The organism is Prauserella sediminis, from assembly GCF_014195435.1.
Lineage (GTDB): Bacteria > Actinomycetota > Actinomycetes > Mycobacteriales > Pseudonocardiaceae > Prauserella > Prauserella salsuginis.
This window is the reverse complement of record NZ_JACIBS010000010.1, coordinates 57,778-66,598: the sequence shown is the minus strand read 5'-3', so window position 1 is coordinate 66,598 and position 8,821 is coordinate 57,778. Positions and strand designations below refer to the sequence as shown.

Genomic DNA, 8,821 nt, shown 5'->3' with positions numbered 1-8,821 from the left:
GCGCTGGAGCACGGCTTCACCAGCGTCGAGGCGGACGTGTGGGCCGTCGGCGATGAACTGCTGGTCGCCCACGACTCGTGGGAGCTCGATCCCGACCGCACGCTGCGCAGCCTGTACCTGGAACCGCTGCGCGACGCCGTACGCGGCAAGTCCGGTGTCTACCCGGGGTGGAAGGGGCAGTTCCAGCTGCTCGTCGACATCAAGAGTGACGGGCCGCGCACGTGGGAGTTGCTGGAGCACCAGCTCGCCGAATACGCGGGCATGCTCACGCGCTATCGCGACGGGAAGGTCGACACCGGTGCGATCCAGGTCGTGGTGAGCGGTAATCGGCCGCTCGACAACATGGCCGAGGCTCCGGAGCGGTTGTCGTTCTACGACGGGCGCTCCGGCGACCTGGGCGGCGATTTGGCCGCCGAGCTGATGCCGCTGGTCAGCGACAACTGGAACACCGTATTCGACTGGAACGGCGAGGGCCCCATGCCCGCTCGGGAGCGGGCCCGCCTGCGCGAGATGGCCGCCCGTGCCCACGACGCCGGGCAGCGGCTGCGGTTCTGGGCCACCCCGGATCAGGTGGGCGAACAGCGCACCGCCGTGTGGACCGAGCTCCGCGACGCCGGTGTCGACCACATCAACACCGACGACCTGGCCGGGCTGCGGGACTTCCTGCGCTCCTGAGGCCGTCTGCGCTCCGCACCGGAGCGTCTCGCGATAGCGGAGGCCGCCCCTCCCGGACCGGGAAAGAGGCGGCCTTCGCCGTCACGGCGGATGCCGGATGGGGGGGAGTCAGGGAATCCAGCGGGGCGGGCGTTTCTCGCCGAACGCGGCGATGCCCTCCTGGCCCTCCTCACTGGCGAAGTAGTGCGCGGACACCGCCTGCATCTTCTCCAGCTCCGCGCCGATGGTGCGGCCGCGTTCGCCGTGCAGCAGCTCCTTCGTCGCCGTCAGCGCCGTAGGCCCGCCTCGCACCAGCGAGTCGACGTAGGAGGCGACCTTCGCGTCGAGCTCGTCGGCGGGTACGGCGGCGTTGAGCAGACCCACCTCGGCGGCGCGTACGGCGTCGAACGTGTCGCCGGTGAGGAAGAGTTCGTGGGCCGCACGCGGGGAGAGTCGCGGCAGCACGGTGACCGAGATCAGTGCGGGCACGACGCCGATGCGCACCTCGGTGAACGCGAACGTCGCGTCGGCGGCCGCCACCGCGATGTCGGCTGCCGCGACCATGCCGACACCGCCGGCGCGAGCGGGCCCGGCGAGCTTGGCGACGACCGGTTTCGGGCTCGTCCAGAGCTGCTCGAGGATCGCGGGGAAGCCGTTCACCCCTTGGTCGTCGGAGCCGGCGCCCTTGGCCTCTTTGAGGTCCATGCCGGCGCAGAAGACGGTGCCGGTGTGGGTCAGCACGATCACGCGCGCCTGCTCGTCGTCGGCGGCCCTGGTCAGCGCGTCGGTGAGTTCGCTGCGCAGCTGCGTGGACAGGGCGTTGCGGTTGTGCGGCGAGTCGAGCGTGATCGTCGCGACCCCGCCGTCGAGGTCGTAGTGGACGAGTTCGTCAGCCATGCCGAACACTCTGGCATACGCCGACGCGCGCCGGCGCCGGCTCAGGCCGAGGCCGCCGCGCCGGTGAGCGCGTCGGCGTAGCGGTCGAGCACGACCGTGGCGACGCGCGGATCGGTGCCCAGCGGGGCGGCGAGGACGGCGTCCGGGGCCGATTCGGCCGCGAGGGCTGCGATGCGGTCGGGGAGCAGTCCCGGGGCGAAGAACCACGACGCGACGGCGAACCGGCGCGCGCCGTGGGCGCGGAGCCTGGCGATCGCTGCGGGCACGTCCGGCCGGGCCGTACTGGCGAATGCGGCCGCGACCCGTGCACCGCGGCGGCCGTCCCAGCCGCGGGCGATGCGGGCGACGACGTCGTTGGCCGCATCGTGCGACGAACCCACGGCGGCGAGCACGACGCCGAGGTCCGGGTCGTCGAGATCCGCTCCGGCGGCGGCGAGGCGGTCGAGCGCGACGTCCTCCAGCAGCGGATCGGGGCCGAGGACGTCGGCAACTGTCACCGACAACCGCGGCAGGCTGCCGGTGACCTCGTCGACGAGCGCGGGCAGGTCCACCCGCGCGTGATAGGCGTGGCCGAGCAGCAACGGCACGGCCACGACGTGGCGGTGTCCCTCGGCGTACAGGCCGGAGAGGGCGGTACCGACCGACGGTGCGGACAGGTCCAGGAACGCCACGCGGACGTCCGCACCGGGGGAGTGGGCGCGCACCACCTCCGCGAGCGCGCGCACGGTAGCCGCGGACCTGGAGTCCCGGCTACCGTGCGCGACGATCAGCAGCGGCGGATGCGCCACCGTCACGCGACCTCGGGCTCTGTCACACCCTTGAGCTGGCTGAACCGGTGCCCGACCAGACCCGCGGCGAGCGTGTCGCCGTCCTTCGGGTCGATCACGATGAACGCACCCGTGCGGGGGCTCACCGTGTAGTCGTCCACCGGAAGCTGCTCGGCCAGCCGCAGGCTGACGTTGCCGATCTCGTTGAGCTCCAGCTTCTCCGGAGCGTCCACGATGGACAGCGTCTGCTCGTCGAACCGGGCGTTGAGCTCCTCGACCATGGCCTGCACCGTGCGCGTGCCCTGCTTGACCAGTACACGTGCGCCGGGCTCGAGCTGCTTGCTCGACAGCCAGCACAGCGCCGCGGTGAACTCGTCGGTGACCTTCGGCGCGTTGTCGGCCGCGGCGATCACGTCACCGCGCGTGATGTCGAGGTCGTCGGAGAGCACCACGGTGATCGACTTGCCGGTGCCGGCCTCGTCGAGCGAACCGTCGGCGGTGTCGACGCTCTCGACCGTCGACTTCAGGCCCTGCGGCAGCACCACGACCTCGTCGCCCGGCCGGACCGTGCCCGCCGCGATCTGGCCCGCGTAACCCCGGTAATCGGGGTATTCGGGCGTGCGCGGACGGATGACGTATTGCACCGGCATCCGGAACGGCGCCTCGTGCGGGTCCGGCGCGACCGGCACCTCTTCGAGGTGCTCGAGCAGCGTCGGGCCCGAGTACCACGGCGTGTTCTCCGACTTGGTCGCCACGTTGTCGCCCTGCAGCGCCGACACCGGGATGGCCAGCACCGTGCCCTCGGCGTAACCCAACGACGTCGCGTGCGCGGCGAACTCCTTGGCGATCACGGTGAACGCGGCCTCGTCGTAGTCGATGAGGTCGACCTTGTTCACCGCCAGCACCAACCGCGGCACGCCGAGCATCGCCAGCACGGCCGCGTGCCTGCGGGTCTGCTCGACGACGCCGTTGCGGGCGTCGACCAGCAGCACACCGAGCTGCGCCGTCGACGCGCCGGTGACCGTGTTGCGGGTGTACTGCACGTGCCCGGGGGTGTCCGCGAGCACGAAGCTGCGATTCGGCGTGGCGAAGTAGCGGTACGCCACGTCGATCGTGATGCCCTGCTCCCGCTCGGAACGCAGACCGTCGACCAGCAGCGACAGGTCCGGGGTCGTCATACCCTTGTCGACGCTGGCGCGCTCGATGGCGTCCAGCTGGTCGGCGAGTACGGACTTGGTGTCGTACAGCAGCCTGCCGACCAGAGTCGACTTGCCGTCGTCGACGCTGCCCGCCGTGGCGAGCCTCAGCAACGAGCTCATGGTTAGAAGTACCCCTCCCGCTTGCGGTCTTCCATGGCGGCCTCGGACATGCGGTCGTCGGCACGCGTCGCACCGCGCTCGGTGAGGCGGCTCGCCTGCACCTCGGCGATGACCTCCTCGACCGTCGAGGCGGTGGATTCGACGGCGCCGGTGCACGAGCCGTCACCGACGGTGCGGTACCGCACCGTCAGCTCGTGGACCTCTTCGTCCGCGCGCGGACCGCCCCACGGGCCCTCGGTGAGCCACATGCCGTCGCGGCTGTAGACCTTGCGCTGGTGCGCGTAGTAGATCGACGGCAGTTCGACCTGCTCGCGCGCGATGTAGTTCCACACGTCGGCTTCGGTGAAGTTCGACAGTGGGAACACCCGCACGTGCTCGCCGGGGCGGTGCCTGCCGTTGTAGAGGTTCCACAGCTCAGGGCGCTGCCTGCGTGGGTCCCACTGGCCGAAGGCGCTGCGCAGGCTGAAGATGCGCTCCTTGGCGCGGGCCCGTTCCTCGTCGCGGCGGCCGCCGCCGAACACGGCGTCGAACTTGTTGTCGGCGATCGCGTCGAGCAGCGGCTGCGTCTGCAGCGGGTTGCGCGTACCGTCGGCCCGCTCGACGAGCCTGCCGTCGTCGATGTAGTCCTGCACGCTGGCCACGACCAGCCGCAGGCCGTACTTCTCCACGACGTGGTCACGGAAGGCGATGACCTCGTCGAAGTTGTGGCCGGTGTCGACGTGCAACAGCGGGAACGGAACCGGCGCGGGCCAGAACGCCTTGATGGCCAGGTGCAGCAGCAGCGTGGAGTCCTTGCCACCGGAGAAGAGGATCACGGGACGATCGAATTCGCCCGCCACCTCACGGAAGATGTGAATGGCTTCCGATTCCAGCGCCGCGAGATTGTCGCGCGCCGCATCGGCCGCGGCCTCTAGTGTGGTCATGACATCCTTCCTCAGGCGTGCAGCCCGCACTCAGTCTTGGACTTGCCGGCCCAGCGACCACTGCGTGGGTCGGCGCCCGGCGCGACCTTCGCGGTGCACGGGGCGCAGCCGATCGAGAGGTACCCCTCGTGGACCAGTGGATTCTGCAGAATCCCGTGCTCGTCGATGTAGCCGTTGAACTCGTCGTCGGTCCAGGCCGCGATCGGGTTCACCTTCACCAGGCCATTGCGATCGTCCCATGTCACGATCGGCGTGTTCGCTCTGGTGGGTGCATCGACACGGCGGACACCCGTGATCCAGCAGGAATACTCGGCGAGCGTGTTGCGCAGCGGAACGACTTTCCGCAGGTGGCAGCACTGGTTGGGGTCCCGGTCGTGCAATTTCGGACCGTATTCCGCGTCCTGCTCGGCCACGCTCTGTTCGGCCTGTGCGTTGACGATCCGCACGTCGGGATAGATCGTCGCCACCGCATCACGCACTCCGAGCGTTTCTGCGAAATGGTAGCCCGTTTCGAGAAAAAGCACGTCGATGTCCGATTTGACCTTGGTGACGACATCGACGAGAAGGGCGTCCTGCATATTCGAGGCGACGATCAGATCGTCGCCGAATTGCTCGACCGCCCACCGGATGGCCTCCTCGGTGGTGGCCTCGGCCAGTTCGCCGGACGCTCGTTCGGCAAGGGCTTGTAGCTCCTCAGCCGTCCTTGTCGCGGTCATCGCTTTACCTCCGGAATGCGCAGTCCGATGAAGGTCACTGTGAACACCCGCCGACAGGACGTGCACAGCCATGCACCGTCGTCTTCCGGACGGAGATCCTCGTCGGCACAGTACGGGCAGTGCATGGGCGTGGCCCTCGAGGAAGTGGCCTCACTCACGTGAGATCGGCTTCCTCTGCGCGCACGACCCACTGGGCGAACCGCTCGCCCTCGCCGCGCTGATCCAGGTAGTTCCTCACGACCCGCTCCACATAGTCGGTGAGCTCGTCGCTCGTGACCTTATGACCACGCAGTTTACGGCCGAATCCCGCATCCAGCCCGAGGCCGCCGCCGAGATGCACCTGGAAGCCCTCGACCTGGTTGCCGTCGGCGTCGGTGACGATCTGGCCCTTGAGGCCGATGTCGGCCACCTGAATGCGTGCGCACGAGTTCGGGCAGCCGTTCAGGTGCACGGACACGGGGTTGTCGAGGCCGTCCTGCAGATCGGCCAGCCGCTGCTCCAGCTCGGCGACCAGGTCCGAGGCACGCTTCTTCGTCTCGACGATCGCCAGCTTGCAGAACTCGATGCCGGTGCACGCCATCACGTTGCGCCGCCACGGCGACGGCTTCGTGTCCAGGCCCGCCTCGGCCAGCTCGGCCTGCAGCGAGGCGACCTCGGACTCGGGCACGTCCAGCACGACCAGCTTCTGCTGCGGCGTCAGCCGCACCCGGCCCGATCCGGCGCGCTCGGCCGCCTTCGCCGCCGACAGCAGCAACGACCCGGACGCGCGGCCCGCGACCGGCGCCCCGCCGACGTAGCGCAGCCCGTCGGTCTGCTCGTGCACGCCGATGTGGTCGATCGGCCGCTCCGGCGCCTCCGGGGCGGGGCCGTCGATGAGCGTGCGCTGCAGGTACTCGGTCTCGAGCACCTCACGGAACTTCTCGGGACCCCAGTCCTTGACCAGGAACTTGATGCGGGCGCGCGAGCGCAGCCGCCGGTAGCCGTAGTCGCGGAAGATGCTGATGATGCCTTCCCACACGTCCGGCACCTCGTCCCGCGGCACCCACACGCCGAGGCGCTTGGCGATCATCGGGTTGGTCGAGAGGCCGCCGCCGACCCACACGTCGAACCCGGGACCGTGCTCGGGGTGCTCGACCCCGACGAACGCGACGTCGTGGATCTCGTGCGCCACATCCTGCTGGCCGGAGATCGCCGTCTTGAACTTGCGGGGCAGGTTCGCGAACGTCGGATCGCCGACGAAACGGCGCGTGATCTCGTCGATCGCGGGCGTGCCGTCGATGATCTCGTCGGCCGAGATCCCGGCGACGGGGGAGCCGAGGATGACCCGCGGGCTGTCGCCGCAGGCCTCCATCGTCGTCATGCCCGCGTCCTCCAGCTTCTGCCAGATCGCGGGCATGTCCTCGACACGGATCCAGTGGTACTGGATGTTCTGCCGGTCGGTGATGTCGGCCGTGTCACGGGCGTAGGTCTGCGAGATCTCACCCAGGACGGCGAGCTGCCGGGTGGTCAGCGCGCCGCCGTCGAGCCGCACCCGGAGCATGAAGTACTTGTCGTCGAGGTCCTCTGGTTCGAGCGCCGCCGTCCTTCCGCCGTCGATCCCGGGCTTGCGCTGGGTGTAGAGGCCGAACCAGCGGAACCGGCCGCGCAGGTCGCCGGGGTCGATGCCGTCGAAGCCGGTGTGGGCGTAGATGTTCTCGATGCGCGCGCGCACGTTCAGCGGCGCGTCGTCCTTCTTGGAGCGCTCGTTGGGGTTGAGCGGCTCGCGGTAACCCAGGGCCCACTGGCCCTCGCCGCGGCGCTTCTTGGGGCGGGCGGGTCGGCCTGTCTCGGCGGCCATGGCGGTGTCCTCCAGGGCGGTGTGTTCGGCGGCGGTTCGGGCTGGGCGTTCGGGCGGCTCGTGGCAGCCCGAGGGCGGCCGGGGACGACCGGGCGCGGCGCTGCCGCTCGTGAGCGGTGCCGGGACGGGCGCGCGGTGGGCTCGGACGTGGGCGTCGGTGACCAGAGGCCGGCCTGTGGCGTCGGCGATGTGCGGTGGCATCGGCCTGCGCCGGCAGGCGGACCGACGTGCGGCCCGGTGCGCGCTCGACGTGCGGCTGCGGCTGGGCAGGAGCAGCGCGTCGCGGTCAGGGCCGGCACAGACTGCTGGAGACGCGCAGGTAGTCCACGTGGCGTCGTACCACGAGGGCTACACCGGCGGTCGTCACAGTCACAACGATTACCTTGCCACGGTGTTCACAGGGTGGTCCAGCAGCGTCCGCATCGTGGGAGCAACGTCACCAGCGACGGCGTCCGCCAGCCGGCCCGCGACGTGTCCCCAAGGGCACCTCAGTGGCGTTGAACGCCACGAATCCTCGCCTCACGATCCGCGGACGGACGTGAGTCCGGCCCCGTCGCGAGGGGAGGATCAGGGGTCCCTCCCGCCGGCCCGGCCACTGTTCCTCAACGGCACGCTGCTGCGTGGCTGTGTTGCATGTGCGGGTGGGCCCCCTTGGGGGCGGTTGCGGTCGCCTCAGGGAGCCGGCTGGAGGCGGCGTTGGGCGGCGCGGAGACCGGTGCGGCAGGCCTTCGCCAGTGCGCGGTGCCGCCGGGTACGTGCCAGCAGGCCGAGGGTGGTTAGGTCCTCGCCCGGCGACCCGGTCCGGGTTTCGACGGCCAGCCGTTCGCGCTCGACCGTGCCGGCCAGCGACCACGCTTCCCAGCGTTCGAGATCGGGCATCGTGTAGTCGTAGCCGAACGCCAGCGCGCCCGCGGACGCGGCGGGCAGCGGTTCACCCGCCAGCTCACGCACTCCCATGACGTCGGACGCTGCCGCGCCGGACCGTGCGGAGTCGGCACCCAGGTCGACACTGCGCAACTCGGGGGCACCGCGAAGCTCGGGGACACGCTGCGACTCGGCGCCGCTGGGTGCCGTGGTGACGAGCAGTGCGTGCCGGGTCGGGTCGGTGCGCGCGGGCAGCGGCTTCTCGCCGGGGTGTCCGGCGGCCGGGACCGGGCCGGTGAGTTCCACGACGATCCGGGGCAGCCACCACCAGTTCTCCCGGCGGAGCAGCACGCTGTCGGCGAGCGTGCGCGACGGCGGGTACTTGACCAGCTCCTGGTCGAGCAGCTCCTCGGTGAACAACTCGCCGTCGACGTCGTCGACGATCCGCACCCCACCCGCCGCGGCGATTCCGGACGCGGCGCCCCCGGGCCCTGAGACCCGGGTTCCGGATTCGGTGTCGTCGGGCAGCGAGCGCGAGTCGGTCACGGCGAACACCGCGGCCGGGGCCGCACGCAGGCCTTCGACCTCGCCCGCCCGTGCGTAGGGCAGGGCGGCGCACACCGTCGCCGAGGCGGGATCAGATCCGCGCAGCACCGGGGTCACGGCGATCGCGGCGGCACTGCCGTCGGGGTTCGTCCAGCACAGCTCTGCCGTGACGGCCCGCCGCCAGGCCTCCCGCAGCCGGTTCACCGTTGGTCGCCTCCACGTCTCGCCCAGCGCGGGATTCACACCGCTCTTACCTCGTCAGCCACACTGCTGTTACCGTCCCACGTCGCCTGACCAC

Annotated in this window: 9 protein-coding genes; 1 reads left to right on the top strand and 8 read right to left on the bottom strand. The window is 70.4% G+C overall.

Annotation, left to right across the window (positions count from 1 at the left end):
- Positions 1–675 (top strand): phosphatidylinositol-specific phospholipase C/glycerophosphodiester phosphodiesterase family protein (locus FB384_RS24740; RefSeq protein WP_183787254.1); only part of this gene is annotated, 675 nt, incomplete at its 5' end.
- 108 nt (positions 676–783) lie between these two features.
- On the opposite strand, the gene FB384_RS24735 is transcribed toward FB384_RS24740, so the two are convergent.
- The 8 genes from FB384_RS24735 to FB384_RS24705 all read right to left on the bottom strand — a co-directional run bounded on the left by FB384_RS24735 (position 784) and on the right by FB384_RS24705 (position 8,727).
- Positions 784–1,551 carry an enoyl-CoA hydratase family protein gene (locus tag FB384_RS24735; protein WP_183787253.1) on the bottom strand — a complete coding sequence of 256 codons (768 nt, stop codon included), beginning with the start codon at positions 1,549–1,551 and terminating at the stop codon, positions 784–786.
- Positions 1,552–1,592: 41 nt separating this feature from the next.
- Positions 1,593–2,339 (bottom strand): sirohydrochlorin chelatase, encoded by a 747-nt coding sequence (locus FB384_RS24730; RefSeq protein WP_183787260.1) that lies wholly within the window; start codon positions 2,337–2,339, stop codon positions 1,593–1,595.
- A 2-nt stretch (positions 2,340–2,341) separates the two neighbouring features.
- Positions 2,342–3,637: a sulfate adenylyltransferase subunit 1 gene (locus FB384_RS24725; protein WP_183787252.1), complete on the bottom strand. Its 1,296-nt coding sequence runs from the start codon at positions 3,635–3,637 to the stop codon at positions 2,342–2,344.
- 2 nt (positions 3,638–3,639) lie between these two features.
- Positions 3,640–4,560: a sulfate adenylyltransferase subunit CysD gene (cysD, locus tag FB384_RS24720; protein ID WP_183787251.1), complete on the bottom strand. Its 921-nt coding sequence runs from the start codon at positions 4,558–4,560 to the stop codon at positions 3,640–3,642.
- Positions 4,561–4,571: 11 nt separating this feature from the next.
- On the bottom strand, positions 4,572–5,276 hold the full coding sequence (locus FB384_RS24715; RefSeq protein ID WP_183787250.1) for a phosphoadenylyl-sulfate reductase: 705 nt from the start codon (positions 5,274–5,276) through the stop codon (positions 4,572–4,574).
- Entirely contained in the window at positions 5,273–5,401 is a 129-nt protein-coding gene (locus FB384_RS26995; protein WP_228726678.1) for an Insertion element protein, read from the bottom strand. The genes FB384_RS24715 and FB384_RS26995 overlap by 4 nt, the downstream gene beginning before the upstream one ends.
- A 29-nt stretch (positions 5,402–5,430) precedes the next feature.
- A complete protein-coding gene (locus tag FB384_RS24710; RefSeq protein ID WP_183787249.1) occupies positions 5,431–7,113 on the bottom strand; it encodes a nitrite/sulfite reductase in 1,683 nt (560 codons plus the stop codon).
- A 672-nt stretch (positions 7,114–7,785) separates the two neighbouring features.
- Positions 7,786–8,727 carry a hypothetical protein gene (locus FB384_RS24705; RefSeq protein ID WP_183787248.1) on the bottom strand — a complete coding sequence of 314 codons (942 nt, stop codon included), beginning with the start codon at positions 8,725–8,727 and terminating at the stop codon, positions 7,786–7,788.
- Positions 8,728–8,821: the final 94 nt, after the last annotated feature.